The 15,002-nt window shown below is 70.3% G+C and carries 14 protein-coding genes; 5 read left to right on the top strand and 9 right to left on the bottom strand.

From position 1 onward, the window contains the following. Positions 1-26: 26 nt before the first annotated feature. Positions 27-1,688, top strand: coding sequence for an ABC transporter substrate-binding protein (locus tag UG56_RS02495; RefSeq protein WP_045549311.1), 1,662 nt, complete (start codon positions 27-29; stop codon positions 1,686-1,688). A gap of 89 nt (positions 1,689-1,777) precedes the next feature. Here UG56_RS02495 and UG56_RS02490 read toward each other — a convergent pair whose 3' ends face one another. Then, positions 1,778-2,209, bottom strand: a complete 432-nt coding sequence (locus tag UG56_RS02490) for a hypothetical protein (protein WP_045549312.1) — start codon at positions 2,207-2,209, stop codon at positions 1,778-1,780. Between the two features lie 232 nt (positions 2,210-2,441). Between UG56_RS02490 and UG56_RS02485 the strand changes: the two genes are divergently transcribed. Beyond that, entirely contained in the window at positions 2,442-3,602 is a 1,161-nt protein-coding gene (locus tag UG56_RS02485) for a glycosyltransferase family 4 protein (RefSeq protein ID WP_045549313.1), read from the top strand. Here the strand turns inward: UG56_RS02485 and UG56_RS02480 are convergent. The 5 genes from UG56_RS02480 to UG56_RS02460 all read right to left on the bottom strand — a co-directional run bounded on the left by UG56_RS02480 (position 3,577) and on the right by UG56_RS02460 (position 9,007). Next, positions 3,577-4,689, bottom strand: coding sequence for an LOG family protein (locus tag UG56_RS02480; RefSeq protein ID WP_045549314.1), 1,113 nt, complete (start codon positions 4,687-4,689; stop codon positions 3,577-3,579). The genes UG56_RS02485 and UG56_RS02480 overlap by 26 nt on opposite strands. Before the next feature lie 47 nt (positions 4,690-4,736). Further along, positions 4,737-5,609, bottom strand: coding sequence for a serine protein kinase RIO (locus UG56_RS02475; protein WP_045549315.1), 873 nt, complete (start codon positions 5,607-5,609; stop codon positions 4,737-4,739). A 162-nt stretch (positions 5,610-5,771) separates the two neighbouring features. Beyond that, on the bottom strand, positions 5,772-7,079 hold the full coding sequence (locus tag UG56_RS02470) for a hypothetical protein (RefSeq protein ID WP_045549316.1): 1,308 nt from the start codon (positions 7,077-7,079) through the stop codon (positions 5,772-5,774). 75 nt (positions 7,080-7,154) lie between these two features. Next, positions 7,155-8,537, bottom strand: coding sequence for an NAD(P)/FAD-dependent oxidoreductase (locus UG56_RS02465; RefSeq protein WP_143054880.1), 1,383 nt, complete (start codon positions 8,535-8,537; stop codon positions 7,155-7,157). Further along, positions 8,534-9,007 carry an Lrp/AsnC family transcriptional regulator gene (locus UG56_RS02460; RefSeq protein ID WP_008363265.1) on the bottom strand — a complete coding sequence of 158 codons (474 nt, stop codon included), beginning with the start codon at positions 9,005-9,007 and terminating at the stop codon, positions 8,534-8,536. The genes UG56_RS02465 and UG56_RS02460 overlap by 4 nt, the downstream gene beginning before the upstream one ends. Before the next feature lie 115 nt (positions 9,008-9,122). On the opposite strand from UG56_RS02460, the gene UG56_RS02455 reads away from it, so the two are divergent. Further along, positions 9,123-10,520: an NAD(P)/FAD-dependent oxidoreductase gene (locus UG56_RS02455; protein ID WP_045549317.1), complete on the top strand. Its 1,398-nt coding sequence runs from the start codon at positions 9,123-9,125 to the stop codon at positions 10,518-10,520. A gap of 118 nt (positions 10,521-10,638) precedes the next feature. On the opposite strand, the gene UG56_RS28180 is transcribed toward UG56_RS02455, so the two are convergent. Continuing rightward, a complete protein-coding gene (locus tag UG56_RS28180) occupies positions 10,639-10,812 on the bottom strand; it encodes a hypothetical protein (RefSeq protein WP_177191408.1) in 174 nt (57 codons plus the stop codon). Positions 10,813-10,829: 17 nt separating this feature from the next. On the opposite strand from UG56_RS28180, the gene UG56_RS02450 reads away from it, so the two are divergent. After that, positions 10,830-11,444 carry a hypothetical protein gene (locus UG56_RS02450; protein ID WP_052693635.1) on the top strand — a complete coding sequence of 205 codons (615 nt, stop codon included), beginning with the start codon at positions 10,830-10,832 and terminating at the stop codon, positions 11,442-11,444. Here UG56_RS02450 and UG56_RS02445 read toward each other — a convergent pair. Next, positions 11,415-12,059, bottom strand: a complete 645-nt coding sequence (locus UG56_RS02445; RefSeq protein ID WP_071326836.1) for a TetR/AcrR family transcriptional regulator — start codon at positions 12,057-12,059, stop codon at positions 11,415-11,417. The genes UG56_RS02450 and UG56_RS02445 overlap by 30 nt on opposite strands. A 65-nt stretch (positions 12,060-12,124) precedes the next feature. Between UG56_RS02445 and UG56_RS02440 the strand changes: the two genes are divergently transcribed. After that, positions 12,125-13,534 carry an amidase gene (locus UG56_RS02440; RefSeq protein ID WP_071326835.1) on the top strand — a complete coding sequence of 470 codons (1,410 nt, stop codon included), beginning with the start codon at positions 12,125-12,127 and terminating at the stop codon, positions 13,532-13,534. Between the two features lie 7 nt (positions 13,535-13,541). On the opposite strand, the gene UG56_RS02435 is transcribed toward UG56_RS02440, so the two are convergent. Next, positions 13,542-14,930, bottom strand: a complete 1,389-nt coding sequence (locus UG56_RS02435) for an aspartate aminotransferase family protein (protein WP_045549388.1) — start codon at positions 14,928-14,930, stop codon at positions 13,542-13,544. Positions 14,931-15,002: the final 72 nt, after the last annotated feature.

The raw sequence follows: 15,002 nt of genomic DNA, 5'->3' as shown, positions 1-15,002 counted from the left end.
GAAAGAGGAAAGGACACACCCCACACATGAGACTGCGACTCGGCAGCGCCCTGGTGGCGCTGGCGCTCACCACCACCCTGGCCGCCTGCGGCGGCGCCAACTCGACCTCCGGCGACGTGGAGGGCGGGCAGAAGGGCGGGACGCTGACGATCCTCACCTCGTCGACCAGCATCACGCTCGACCCGGCCAACAGCTGGAACCTGGCGGTCACCACGCTCGGCCTGCTCGACCGCCGGCTGACCAACTGGAAGGTCGGCACGTCCGGCGAGGCCGAGGTCGTCCCGGACCTCGCGACCGACACCGGCACCCCCTCGGAGAACGGCAAGACCTGGACGTACACCCTCAAGGACGGGATCGAGTTCTCCGACGGCACCCCGATCACCTCCAAGGACGTCAAGTACGCCATCGAGCGCACCTACGCGCCGGCGCTGTCCGAGGGCATCGGCTACCACCGCTCCCTGCTCGCCGGGTCCGACGGCTACCAGGGGCCCTTCGACGGCAAGGAGCTCGACTCCATCGAGACCCCCGACGACAAGACGATCGTCTTCCACCTCAACGCGCCCTACGGCGACTGGCCCTGGATCGTCTCGACCACCTCGACCGCGCCGGTCCCGGCCGGCAAGGCGCCCGCCGACACCTTCGGGCAGAAGCCGGTGACCAGCGGTCCGTACGCCGTGGAGTCCTACACCGCAGGCGGTGACCTGGTCCTCGTACGCAACGAGCACTGGGACGCCGAGACCGACTCGGTCCGCACCGCCGGCCCCGACAAGATCGTCATCCGCCAGGGCCAGGACCCGGCGGTCGAGGCACAGAAGCTGATCGCCGACGCGCCGGCCGACCAGAAGACCTTTGGGGCCGACTTCGTCCCGCCCGCGCAGCTCGCCCAGATCCAGGGCAAGCCGGATGCCAAGAAGCGGCTGGTGACCTCCGGGCCGGGCGCGCTGGAGTATCTGGCGCTCAACACCCAGAGCCCGAAGCTGAAGGACGTCAAGGTGCGGCAGGCGCTCAACTACGCGATCGACCGCAAGGCCTACATCGTCGCCGCCGGCGGACCGGTCTCCGCCGACGCCGCCTCGACGCTGATCACGCCGGGGATCGCCGGCCGCGAGGACTACGAGCTCTACGACGCGGGGGAGAGCGGCGACGTGGCGAAGGCGAAGTCGCTGCTGGCCTCGGCCGGCGTCAAGGACCTCGCCCTGACCCTGATCGCGACCAACGACGCCACCGACGTGGCCAAGGCCGAGGCGATCCAGCAGGCCTACGCGAAGGTCGGCGTCAAGGTCACCATCAAGCCGCTCGAGCAGGACGCGTGGACGACCACCGCGACGGGCGACGACGCCGGGGCGTACGACCTCTCGCTGGGCTCCTGGCAGCCCGACTACCCCTCGGCGGCCGGCAACATCCAGCCGCTGTTCGACTCCAGCCAGATCGGCGGCGGTGGCTACAACATCTCCCGCTACACGTCCGCGGCGGCCGACGAGCTGATCAAGAAGGCGCTCGCCGAGACCGACGAGGACGCGGCCGGGAAGCTGTGGGCGCAGGCGGACAGGACGATCCTCGGCGACGCCCCGGTCGTGCCGCTGATCTACACGAAGAACTCGTTCCTGCACGGCTCGAAGGTCGCCGACTTCTACATCGGCTCCTTCCCGGCCTACCCGGTCTACACCGCGGTCACGCTCAAGCCCTGAGGCCCGGGCTGTACACGTACGCGGACCGGGCACATGCTGCCCGGTCCGCGTACGTCCCCCTCGACGATGCCGTGATCGGCCCGGAGGAATCAGCAGAGAGCGAGCTTGCGGTCGGGCTCCATGTTGTCGCCGCCCTGGAAGAACACCTCGGGCGCCCACCCCCACTTGCCGTTGTCGGCCAACGTGTAGGCGAACCAGTCGTTGTAGTAGCCGGCGTAGGCGTACGGGTCGTACTGGGTGACCTGCTTCTGGCAGACGTACCAGTCGTTGCCGGCGGCATCGATCCACCCGACGATCGCCGGCGGGCTGGCGTCGAGGTCGTAGACCGGGATGTCGTTGGTCCCGGACATGCCCCAGTCGGGGCAGGTCTGCACGTAGCGGGCGACCCCGCTGTGCCAGTAGGGCGCCAGGCACGGGGTGGCGTCGTAGGCGCTGGCGGGTGAGCTGGAGATGGCGACCAGGCCCCCGCCCAGTGCGACGACCGCACCGAGCGCGGCGAGCGCGCGTCGTACGAAGTTCATCGTGACTCCTTGTATCGCAGTGATGTCGGGCCCGAGCCTAGGAACGCGGGCTCTCGCTCTTCTGTCGACGGGCGGGGCGGGATGACAGATTTCTGAGAGTCACGCGACGTTTTCGCTGATGACACCGCCCGGACCACCTGTCGTCCGGCACGGAGTTCTGGCCACGGGAGGTTCACCGACCGGTCAACCAAGTCGGGGATCACGTTGCCGGACGGCGCTCACGATCAGTTGCATGAGCATCAGCCTCGATCGGGTCCCGATGGTCGCCGCCAACTCGGAGCCGCTCCGTGTCCTCATCGTCACGGAGTCGTTCCTTCCGCAGGTCAACGGGGTGACGAACTCCGTACGCCGCGTGCTGGAGCATCTCGCGGTCGACGGCCACACCGTCGAGGTCGTGGCTCCGACCGGGCCGGCCGAGTACGCCGGCTTCCCGGTGACCCGCACCCGGGGCGCGACGTTCTGGGTCTACAAGGACTTCCGCGTCGGCCTCGAGACGCGGCGCAAGCTGCGCGCGGTGATGCGCCGGTTCGCCCCCGACGTCATCCACGTCGCCTCGCCGGCGCTGCTCGGCCGGCAGGCCGTGCTGGTGGCCAAGGAGCTCGGGATCCCGAGCGTGGCGATCTACCAGACCGACCTGGTCGGCTTCTGGGACAAGTACAAGGCGGTCGGTGGCCCGCAGGCCGCCGCGATGCTCACCCGGCAGGCGCACTCGGCCGCCGACCGCACCCTGGCACCCAGCTCGTCGGCGCTCACCCAGCTGGAGGGCCTTGGCGTCCAGCGCACCGGGCTCTGGCCCCGCGGTGTCGACGTCGAGCTGTTCCACCCCAGCCGCATCGACCACGAGCTGCGCGCGCAGCTGGCGCCCCACGGGGAGACGATCGTCGGGTACGTCGGCCGTCTCGCCCAGGAGAAGGAGCTGCACCTGCTGGCCGCGCTGGCGCGCAACCCGGCGTACAAGGTCGTGCTCGTGGGCGGCGGCCCGCAGGAGCGCGAGCTGCGCCAGCTGCTCCCGAACGCCACCTTCCTGGGAGTGCTGCAGGGGGAGGAGCTCGGGGCCGCGTACGCCTCGCTCGACGTGTTCGTGCACACCGGCTCGCACGAGACGTTCTGCCAGGCGGTCCAGGAGGCGCTCGCCTCCGGGGTCCCGGTGGTCGCGCCGCGCTCCGGCGGGCCGCTGGACCTGGTCGCCGACGGCGTCACCGGGTTCTTCTACGAGCCCGGCAGCCGTGACGACCTCGGCTCCCACGTGGCGCTGCTCCACAACGACCCGCAGCTGCGACTGCGGATGGGGCGGGAGGCCCGCAAGAGCGTCGCTCACAAGTCGTGGGGTGCGGTGAACGCCGCCCTGGTGGACCACTACCGCGACGTCATCCGGGCACGCCAGCTGCGATGACGTCGAGGACCTCCTCCGCGGTGTCGACGAGGTGGACGTGGTCCTCCATCGCCCGGCCGCGGGCGAGGGCCTTCAGGAGCGGCCAGACCGGCAGCTCCTCGGTCCAGTAGCTGCGTCCGACCAGCACCATCGGCGCGACCGCGCTGGTGTCGGCGTAGTAGTTCTCGCAGGCGTCCTGGAAGACCTCCTGCACCGTGCCGCCCGCCCCGGGCAGGAAGACGATGCCGCCGTCGCAGACCTCCAGCAGCACCGCCTCGCGGGTGGCGTTGCGGAAGTACTTCGCGATCGCGCCGGCGAACACGTTGGGCGGCTCGTGGCCGTAGTGCCAGGTCGGGATCCCGAGCGACCTTCCGGGCGTGCCCTCGACCCGGTTGCGTACGTCGAGGGCCACCTGCGCCCAGGCCCGGATCGAGGGCCGGAACGTCGGCACCGCGGCCAGCGACTCGAGGGCACCGTCCAGCACCGTCTTCGGTGCCCCGGCGAGGAAGGCACCCAGGTTGGCGGCCTCCATCGCTCCCGGGCCGCCGCCGGTGGCGACCACGTGGCGGCTCGCCAGGTGCTGGGCCAGGCGGGCGGCGTCGGCGTAGGTCTCCTCGCCCCGCTTCAGCGCGTGACCGCCCATCACCCCGACGATCCGCGTCCCCTCGTCGCGCCTGGCACGGACCCAGGCCTCCAGGGCGGCGTCGATCGCATGGTCGTGGAGGGTGATCGCCAGCTCGTCGTCGGCGTCGAGCGGCTGCTGCAGCCAGGCGTACGCCCTCGCATCGAGGCTGCGCGCGTAGACCGGGTCGTCGTAGAGCTCGTCGGCGGTGTAGAGCTGCGAGCGGTAGACGTCGACCGGCGCCTCCGGGATCACCGGCATCACCAGCGCGCCCTCGTCCTCGGCGTAGTCGACGTCCCCGGGTGCGAAGGTGCACCCGAGGAACGTCGCCCCGGCGAGCTCGGTCTCCTTCAGCGCAGCGGAGCGGGACGTCAGGTCCAGCGACCGCAGCCGCCATCCCTTCAGGCTGCCCGCGCCGGCTGCCAGGTGACCGTCGAGCTCCGCGACCGACTCGATGTCGACGTGCCGTCCCCGGTGATGCTTCATGGGAGCAAACCTAGCCCCCGCCGACGTCGTGCCGGCTCGGCGGCTGGTCAGAAGGCGTGCGCCATCAGGTCGGCGTAGACCTCCTGCTCATCGACCTCCAGGCCGCGGGCCTGGAACCACTTCGCGACGTTGGTGATGTCGCGGAGCAGGAAGTCGAAACCCAGCGGGTTGCCGACGAGGTCGATGATCTGGGGAAGGTCGATGACCACCAGCCGGTCCTGCTGGGCCAGGATGTTGTAGGGCGAGAGGTCGCCGTGGACCAGTCCGGCCTGCACCATCGTGGCCAGCGCGTCGACGAGCCCGTCCCACCACATCTCCAGGACGTGGCGCTCCGGGCGGGTCTGGGCGAGGCGCGGTGCCGTCTCGAGCTCCCCGTTGCCGTCGTCGACCGCGATCCACTCCATCAGGATCTCGGTGCCGTCGATCTGCACCGGATAGGGGACCGGGAGACCGAGGTTCCAGCAGCGTACGAGCGCGTTCCACTCGGCGTTGGCCCACTCGGCCTTGGCGACCTCGCGGCCGAAGGTCGAGCCCTTCTTCAGCGCGCGCTCGTCACGGGAGCGCTTGACCGAACGGCCTTCGGTGTAGCTGGCGGCGCGGTGGAAGGTGCGGTGGTCGCTGTCGCGGTAGCGCTTGGCGACCATGAACGCCTCCTGCTCGGGGTAGAGCGGGTCCGCGCGCACGATCAGGAAGGCGTCGGCCTCCTTGCCGGTCTTGAGTACGCCGAGCTCGGTGTCGATGGCTCCCTGTGAGGTCACCACCCAGTCCGGGCGCGGCTCCGGTCCACGGGAGAGCGGCTCCACGGAGAGCCAGGTGGACCAGCGTTGTCCGTCCTCCAGGTCGTCGTAGGCCTGGAAGTCGAAGACGAAATTCGGGTCGATCCCATCGATGGGATCAGCGGAGATGTTCTCCTGAGTCACTTCGGGTGCTCCTGATGCGAGAGGTGTGGTCTGTGGGCAGGCACAGGACAACGACAGTCATCGGTCTGCTCCTCTCGATCAGGGCGTCTCGTGGACGAGAACGCCGGTCGCGGTCCATGGTGGAGGACCGCGACCGGCGTACGCAACAGGTTTATCCGGCTCCTACCCGGCGACCAGCCAGATGTCCTCGTCCCCGAGGACCAGGACACGTCCGTCCTCCAGGCCGAGGGAGGAGACCCCGTACGGCGCGGCGAGCTCGGCCGACTTCTTGCCGGAGCCGGCATCGAGATAGGTGTGCGTGTAGGCCGGGACGTCGCGCCCGATGGCGAGCGTGGCCAACGACCCGGGGCCGTTCCCGTACCGGTCGATGACCGGTCCGCTCACCTCGACGCCGGGGTACAGCTTCTTCGTCTCGTCCAGTGCGTCATGGGAGGTTCGCGACAATTTCTGGCTCCAGAGCCTTTTCCCGGTCGTGGGGGAGTAACCGGCGATCTGGTCGGTCAGGGTGAGCACGATGGCATCCGGAGTGGGCGAGAGCCGGACCCTGTCGTTCTCCGAGGTCGGCCCGGTCTTGATCCGGAAGCTCGTGGCTCGCCGGCCTTCGAGGTCCGCGGTCACCACGTCGTACGCGTCACCCGACGGGTTGGTGACGTAGATCCGGTCGGCGAAGACGTCGACCTTGGGGTAGCCGAGATCAGGACACGGAGTGGAGGTCGTCCATGCCCGTCTGCCTGCTCGGGTGGCGGCGAAGTGACAGGTCCCGTCCTTGCGGGACATGCCGACGAGCAGGTCGCCGACCTGGGCGGCGACCTCCTCGTCCGTGACGTCGACCGCGGGACCGTACGCCTCGCCGTCGCGTACCTGGAAAGCTGCATGCTTCTTCGGGTCGATGTCGGCCGCGATGGTGGGGACTCGCCGGACGGACGGGTGGTCCTCGAAGGTGTCGACGCCGATGACCGCCGGTGTCCAGAGGTCGGTCGACTTCCGCGAGGTGTGGGTCGCTTGGCCGGAGGCGTCGAAGTGCGCGGTGACGCAGGCACTCTCCTCCGAGCATGTGATCGCGTCGAGCATGCCGCCGCGGTTGATGGCGATGGGCTGGTAGAGATCGTCCGTGGTCCGGTGCCAGAGTTCTTGGCCGTCCCGGGCGTACATCGCGATGCTGCCGGTATCGACGACCGCGACGTGCCCGCCGTCGCCGACGAACGCCCACGTGCCGTCCCGATACTCCTCGGCGACTTTCTTCCCGGAGTCGAGGTCACGGATCGTCAGCCGGTCGTTGTCGTAGGTGTAGATCCGGTCGCGTACGACGACCGCATCATCGCCGTTGTCCTCGGCCGCCATATGCCAAACGACGTCCCCGGAGATCAGGTCGTAGGCGCGCCAGTGCCCGATCCCGACGAGCAGCGCGCCGACGCAGACCAACACTCCGACAGAGACGAGCGCCTTCTTGGCGCCGGACGAGACAGCCATGACTTCCCCCGAGACGTTCGTGCGACAGCGGCAGCGTAATGCCCGATCATGGGGGACCGGCGAAGGCGCGGGATGTCAGTGACCGCCGACGAGCGGCGCGACGGCCCGGGCGACCAGCGAGCCCTTCCCGGTGGCGCTCTCCTCCGCGTCGGCGACGGTCATGGCGCGCAGACCGGCGTTGACGCCGAGCCACCGCAGCGGCTCCGGCTCCCAGCGGGGCGAGACGTGGCCGACCCAGGGGAGGGCGGTGAGGTCGGAGTCGTTGCCGAGGATCAGGTCGCGCAGCGTACGGCCGGCGAGGTTGGTCGTCGCGACGCCGTCGCCGACGTAGCCGCCGGCGTGCGCGAGCCCGCCGGCGGGGTCGTAGCCGACGGAGGCGTGCCAGTCGCGAGGGATGCCGAGGACACCGCCCCATCGGTGGGTGATCTTGTGGCCGCGTACGGCCGGGAACATCTCGACCAGGGTCTCCTGCAGGCGATGGTGGGTGCGCAGGTCGGAGGCGTCCGCATGGGTGATCTTCGAGCCGAAGGAGTACGGAGCGCCCCGCCCGCCGAAGACCAGCCGGTCGTCCGCGGTGCGCTGCCCGTAGATCAGCAGGTGGCGCCCGTCGGAGAACGTCTCGCGCTCCTCCAGGCCGATGCTCGACCAGACCAGGTCGGTGAGCGGCTCGGTGGCGATGATCAGCGAGCGCACCGGGATGACCTCGCGCTCGAGACCGGCCAGCGTGGGGGTGTAGCCCTCCGTGGCCCGCACGACGACGTCGGCGGAGACCACGTCACGTTCGGTCCGCACGGTGTGCGGCCCGATCGAGGTGACCCGGGTCTGCTCGTAGATCGTGACCCCGCGAGCCTCGACGGCGCGGGCCAGGCCGCGGACGAGCTTGGCCGGGTGGAGTGCGGCGCAGTCGGGGGTGTAGGTGGCGCCGAGGGTGTGGGTCGCGGCGAGCCGCTTCTCGGCGGCGGCCTGGTCCAGCAGGGAGAGCTCGGCGTCGCCCAGACCCCAGGAACGGGCGTGCTCGACCTCGGCCCGGGCGCGCTCGAGCTGGGCAGGCGTACGAGCCACGACGACGGTGCCGCCCTTGGCGATGTCGGCCTCGATGCCTTCGGCCTCGGCGACGCGGATCACCTCGTCGACGGTCGCCCGCATCGCCCGGTCCTGGGCGAGCGCGGCCTCCCGGCTCGAGCCGGCCGCGACCTTGTCGAGCGAGGCGGGGAACAGCGCCGAGCACCAGCCGCCGTTACGCCCGGAGGCTCCGAACCCGGCGACCTCGGCCTCGAGGATCGCGATCTTCAGCTCGGGCCTGGCCTCGGCCAGGTAGTAGGCGGTCCACAGGCCGGTGTAGCCGGCGCCGACGATCGCGACGTCGACCTCGAGGTCGCCCATCAGCGCCGGACGCGGCTCCCAGGAGTCGCCCGCGGTCTCGTGCCACAGGCTGATGCCGGGGTAGTCGTTGGTCACCGCACACCCCAGGCGTAGGTCTGCTTGTGCAGGTGGAGGTACATGAACGTCTCGGTGCTCACCACGCCCTCGATGGCGCGGATCTTGCTGGAGACGAGGTTGAGGAGGGCCTCGTCGCTCTCGGCCACGACCTCCACGAGGAGGTCGTAGGAGCCGGCGGTGATGACGATGTAGTCGACCTCGTCGAGCTTGCCGAGCTCGTCGGCGATCCCCTCGATCGGCCCGGAGGTGCGTACGCCGATCATGGCCTGTCGCGCGAAGCCGAGCTCGAGCGGATCGGTGACCGCGACGACCTGCATGACGCCGCTGTCGACGAGTCGCTGCACGCGCTGGCGCACCGCGGCCTCGCTCAGGCCGACCTCCTTGCCGATGGCGGCATAGCTGCGCCGGCCGTCCTGCTGGAGCTGCTCGATGATCAGCTTGTTGACCTCGTCGAGGTGAGCGCCCCCGTTGCGCTTGCGAGTGGTCATGGCGCCCAGTCAACCTTTTCGCCGACCGCAGATGCAACGAAATCCGTCGTGTGTAACGAACAATTTCCATGATTCCGTACATTCTGTGTGGCTGAGGGGCTCCAGAGTTGTCATAGTGGGCGTCGTGAACCATGTCGCGCTCACCGATGCGAAGCCCGCCGTCTACTGGCTGGACGACCCCGCCAGACCCGCGCCGCTGCCGCCTCTGCTCGGGGTGGCCTCGGCCGATCTGCTGGTCGTCGGAGGCGGCTACTCGGGGCTGTGGACGGCGCTGCTGGCCCGGGTGCGGTTTCCGTCGTGGTCGGTGGTGCTGCTCGAGGCCGGTCAGTGTGGCGACCAGGCCTCGGGCCGCAACGGTGGCTTCGCCGAGGCCTCCCTGACCCACGGTTTCTGGAACGGTCTGGAGCGCTGGCCCGACGAGCTGGCGACGCTGGACCGGCTCGGTCAGCAGAATCTCGACGAGATGGCCGCGACGATCCAGGAGCACGGCATCGACTGCGACTGGCGGCTGACCGGTGCGTTGAACGTCGCGACCAGGCCGCACGAGGTCGACGACCTGGCCGAGTGGTCGGACGCACTGACCGACCACGGCATCAAGCACCGGCTGCTGGACGAGACCGGCGTGCGGGACGAGCTCCGCTCGCCGACGTACCTCGGTGGTCTGGAGGTGCTCGGCGACACCGCGACCGTCGAGCCGGCCCGGCTGGCCTGGGGGCTGCGGCAGGCCTGCCTGGACGCCGGTGTGGTGATCCACGAGGGCTCCGCGGTCACCGGTCTCGCCCGCGACGGGGCGGGGATGCGGGTCTCGACCCTCACGGGGTCGGTGCGGGCCGGGCGGGTGGCGCTGGCCACCAACGCCTTCCCGCCGCTGCTGCGGCGACTCAAGATGATGACCGTGCCGGTCTACGACTACGTGCTCATGACCGAACCGCTCTCGGCCTCCCAGATGGACGCGATCGGCTGGGCCAACCGGCAGGGGGTCAGCGACTCCGCCAACCACTTCCACTACTACCGCCTGACCAGGGACAACCGGATCCTGTGGGGCGGCTACGACGCGATCTACCACTACGGCTCGAAGATCTCGCCGGAGCTGGAGACCGGCGCGACCCACGACAAGCTCGCGAGCCACTTCTTCGAGACCTTCCCGCAGCTCGAGGGGCTCCGCTTCACCCACCGCTGGGCCGGCGTGATCGATACCTGCACCCGCTTCTCGGCCTTCTTCGGTAAGGCGTACGCCGGCCGCGTCGCCTATGCGCTCGGCTACACCGGTCTCGGCGTCGGGGCCACCCGCTTCGGCGCCCAGGTGATGCTCGACCTGCTCAGCGGCGAGCAGACGGAACGTACGTCGCTGGAGATGGTGCGCTCCAAGCCGCTGCCGTTCCCGCCGGAGCCGGCGCGCTACGCGGGCATCTCGATGATGGTCCGCTCGCTCGGCAAGGCCGACGCCAACGGCGGCCGCCGCGACCTGTTCCTGCGGACGATGGACCGGCTCGGGCTCGGGTTCGACTCCTAGGCGCGAGTCACTCGAGCATCATCCGTCACGGCGTACAGGCAGTTCCTGCACTTCTCAGGTGTTGCATTGCCTGAGAAGTGCAGGGATACCCGGTTAACCGGGTATCCCTGCGCCCGGCTCAGGCAGCCTTCTGCGCCGCCGCGACCCGCTCACGGAGCCTGGCGTGGATCTCCTCCGGCGTGCGCTGCGTACGCTGGCGGTGGTTGCGCGCGATGATGACGCCTGTCGCGGTGACTCCGGCCAGGCCGGCGAGACCGACGATCTTCCACACGCGTGCACTGCCGAAACTCATAGGACCCCCTGCTCACGATGTCTGACGACACCACTATCTCCCTTGCCGACGCCGTGGACCAGACCCGCACCGGCGATCTGTGGCTCTTCCGCGGCCGTTCGGTCGCCGACCGGGCGATCCGGATGCTCAGCAACGCCCCGGTCAACCATGTCGGGATGGCGGTCGTGCTCGACGACCTGCCGCCGCTGATGTGGCACGCCGAGCTCGGCAAGGGACTGCTCGATCTCTACACCGGCACCCACCACCGCGGCGTACAGCTCCATGATCTCCGGGCCGCGGTCGAGCAGTGGGCCGGCCGCTACGAGCAGCAGGTCTGGCTGCGTCAGCTCACCGCCGACATCAGCCGTGAGCGCGAGGATGCCCTGCTGCGTACGATCGCCCGTCTCGACGGCACCCCGTTCCCCTCGACCGTGAACCTGGCCGGCCGGTGGGCGCGGGGGAGGGTTCGCTCGAAGGCCGGCATCGAGCAGGTCTACTGCGCCGAGGTCGTCGCGGCCACCTACCAGGAGATGGGGCTGCTCGACGACGAGCGGCCCACCAACTACTACGACCCGGGCCGCTTCTGGTCCGGTGACCACCTGACCCTGCAGGACGGCGCGGTCCTAGGGAGCGAGGTACGCGTCGTCGGCTGACCCGCGGCCGGCGAGCCGCAGGGCGACCTCGATCTCGCCGCTCTCGACCAGGGTGCCGATCACGAGGGCGCGCAGCCCGCGCAGGAGGTCGCCGGGGTCGACCAGGTCGGGGGCCGCGAGGGCGTGCAGCAGGTAGCCGTGCACGAGGGCGAGCACGGAGGCCGGATCGGTCCGGGTCGCTCCGGCGACGGTCGCCGCGCGGTCCGCGACGTCGCGGCCGGCGGTGACCACCTCGGCCACGACCGGGCGGAACGCGGGGTCGCGAGCCGCGTGGAGCAGCCCCTCCAGGAACGCGAGCGCGTCGGTCGGCGGCGACATCAGCGCCGCCGCGAACGCCTCGGCCATGGCGTCGGTGCCGGGCGAGGTCGCGGCGAGCTCGTCGGCGAGCGTACGCAGCCGGGCGACGTCCTCGGCCACGCCCGTACGCAGCGCCTCGGCCGCCAGGTCGGTGATCGAGTCGAAGAAGTAGCCGACGGTCGCCAACGGCAGCCCGGCGCGCTCGGTCACCGCGCGGTGGGTCACTCCGGCCATGCCCTTCTCCGCGGCCACCTCGATCGTGGCGCGGACGAGCGCGTCGCGTCGCTGCCGGGCGCTGTCGCCGTGCCGTCGCTTCATGGGAGCCAGCATAAAGTCTGGAAGATCTTCTAGACTTTTCGAGGCAGATCCCGCACGCTGTCGGCATGACCGCACCGACCCGCGTCCATGCCTTCACCGACGACGCCCTCGCCGACCACGACGCCGTCGAGCTGGCCCGCCTGGTCCGGACCGGCGAGCTGAGTGCGACAGAGGTCGAGGCGGCGGCGGTCGCCCGGATGCGGGCGGTGGTCCCGCAGCTGCACGCGCTGGCGTACGAGGCCTACGACGCGCCCCGCCGCCCGGCCGAGGACACCGGACTGCTGCACGGCGTGCCGACGCTGCTCAAGGACAACACCGACCTGCGAGGAATGCCGACCAACCACGGCTCGGAGGCGATCCGGGCGCGCCCGGCCACCCGCGACGGGCGCTACGCGACCCAGTTCCTCAGCACCGGGATGACGGTGCTCGGCAAGAGCCGGATGCCCGAGTTCGGGCTCAACGCGACCACGGAGTTCCGCAGCGGGCCGCCGACGCCCAACCCCTGGAACACGCGGCACTCGGTCGGCGCGTCCTCCGGAGGCGCGGCCGCCCTGGTAGCCGCCGGAGCGGTGCCGGTCGCGCACGCCAACGACGGCGGCGGCTCCATCCGGATCCCGGCCGCGGCCGCCGGGCTGGTCGGGCTCAAACCCAGCCGCGGCCGGCACCTCGACGGCGAGATGGCCCGCACCCTGCCGATCAACATGGTCAGCGAAGGCGTGCTGACCCGCACAGTCCGCGACACCGCGACCTTCCATGCCGCGCTCGAGCGGCACTGGCGCAACCCGGCGCTGCCGCCGCTCGGGCTGGTCGAGGGGCCCGCGCGGCGCCGGCTCCGGGTCGCGATGATCATGGAGTCGGTGACCGACGCGGTCGTGGACACGCCGACGAAGGCTGCCGTGGAACGGACCGCCACCCTGCTGGAGGAGCAGGGCCACAGCGTCGAGCCGGTCTCGATCCCCGTCGACGCGCGCTTCGGCGACGACTTCCTCAGCTACTGGGGCCTGCTCGCCTTCCTCGCCGGCAACCTGGGCCGGCTGACCATCGACCGGACCCTCGACACCGCCCGCCTCGACGGGCTCACCGACGGCCTGCGCCGCGCCTTCACCTCCGGCGGCTGGCGGCAGACGCCCGCGGCCCTGCTCCGCCTGCGCCGGGCTGCGACGGCGTACGCGGCCGTCTTCGACCGCCACGACGTGGTGCTGTGCCCGGTCGTCGCCGGCGTCACCCCGCCGCTGGGTCACCTCTCACCGAACGTGCCGTTCGAGGAGCTCGTCGACCGGCTCCGCCGGCACGTCGCGTTCACGCCGCTGCAGAACATCACCGGGGCGCCGGCGATCTCGCTGCCGATGGCGCTCAGCGAGGAGGGGCTGCCGATCGGGGTGCAGCTCTCGGCGGCGTACGGCGACGAGCGGACGCTCCTCGAGCTCGGCTATGCGCTCGAGGAGCAGTCGCCGTGGCCACGGATCCAGGGCTGACCCCGGGTCAGAGCATCGTCGAGGCCTTCTCCAGCACCCGGCGCAGGATCTGCTCCATCTCGTCGAACTCGGCCTGGCCGACGGTGAGCGGCGGGGAGAGCTGGATGACCGGCTCGCCGCGGTCGTCGGCGCGGCAGTAGAGGCCCTCGGACCACAGCGCCTTGGAGACGTACCCGTAGAGGATCCGCTCGCACTCCTCCGCGGTGAAGGTCTCCTTGGTCCCACGGTCCTTGACCAGCTCGATGCCGTAGAAGTAGCCGGTGCCGCGTACGTCGCCGACGATCGGCAGGTCCTTCAGCTTCTCCAGCGTGGCGCGGAAGGCGGCCTCGTTGCGGCGTACGTTGCCGAGCAGGTCCTCGGCCTCGAAGAGGTCGAGGTTGGCCAGCGCCACCGCCGTGGAGACGGGGTGACCGCCGAAGGTGTAGCCGTGGTAGAAGGTCTCCTCGCCCTCGAGGAAGGGGGCCATCAGCTTGTCGGAGATGATCGTGGCGCCCAGCGGGGCGTAGCCCGAGGTCAGCCCCTTGGCCGAGGTGATCATGTCGGGGACGTAGCCGAAGCGCTCCGCGCCGAACATCGTGCCCAGCCGGCCGTAGGCGCAGATGACCTCGTCGGAGACGAGGAGCACGTCGTGCTCGTCGCAGATCTCCCGCACCCGCTGGAAGTAGCCCGGGGGAGGCGGGAAGCAGCCGCCCGAGTTCTGCACGGGCTCGAGGAAGACCGCGGCGACCGTGTCCGGGCCCTCGGCCTGGATCACGAACTCGATCTGGTCGGCACACCAGCGGCCGAACGCCTCCGGGTCGCTGCCGTCCATCAGCCCGCCGGTGATCTCAGAGGCCCGGTAGATGTTGGTGTTCGGCACCCGGAAGGTGCTCGGGACGAGCGGTTCGAACGGTGCCTTGATGTCGGCCAGGCCGGTGATCGACAGCGCACCGTGGGTGGTGCCGTGGTAGGCGATGTTGCGCCCGATCACCTTGTGCTTGCCCGGCTTGCCGCGGAGCTTGAAGTAGTTCTTGGCGAGCTTCCACGCGGTCTCGACGGCCTCGGAGCCGGAGTTGGTGAAGAAGACGCGGTTCAGGTCGCCGGGAGCGAGCGAGGCCAGCCGGGCGGCGAGCTCGATCGCCGGCTCGTGGGCGTAGGACCACAGCGGGTGGAAGGCCAGCTGCTTGGCCTGCTCCGCGCCGGCTTCGGCGAGCTCGGCGCGCCCGTGGCCGACCTGGGTGACGAAGAGGCCGGCGAGGCCGTCCAGGTAGCGGTTGCCCTCGATGTCGTAGATGTAGGCGCCCTCGCCCCGGGCGATGATCGGCACATCGGCCTCGGTGTAGCTCGAATGCCTCGTGAAGTGCATCCAGAGGTGGTCCTTGGCGTCGCGCTGCAGCTGCTCGTGGTTGCCGGTCATGACTCCATGGTCACCTACCGCATCTCGCTTTCGCAAGCGAATCCGTTCCAAAGTGCGAATATCACTGCGGAT

It is taken from the genome of Nocardioides luteus (genome assembly GCF_000960475.2).
Classification (GTDB): domain Bacteria; phylum Actinomycetota; class Actinomycetes; order Propionibacteriales; family Nocardioidaceae; genus Nocardioides; species Nocardioides luteus_A.
The sequence above is the reverse complement of the archived record's forward strand: the minus strand, read 5'-3'. Positions and strand labels throughout refer to the sequence as shown.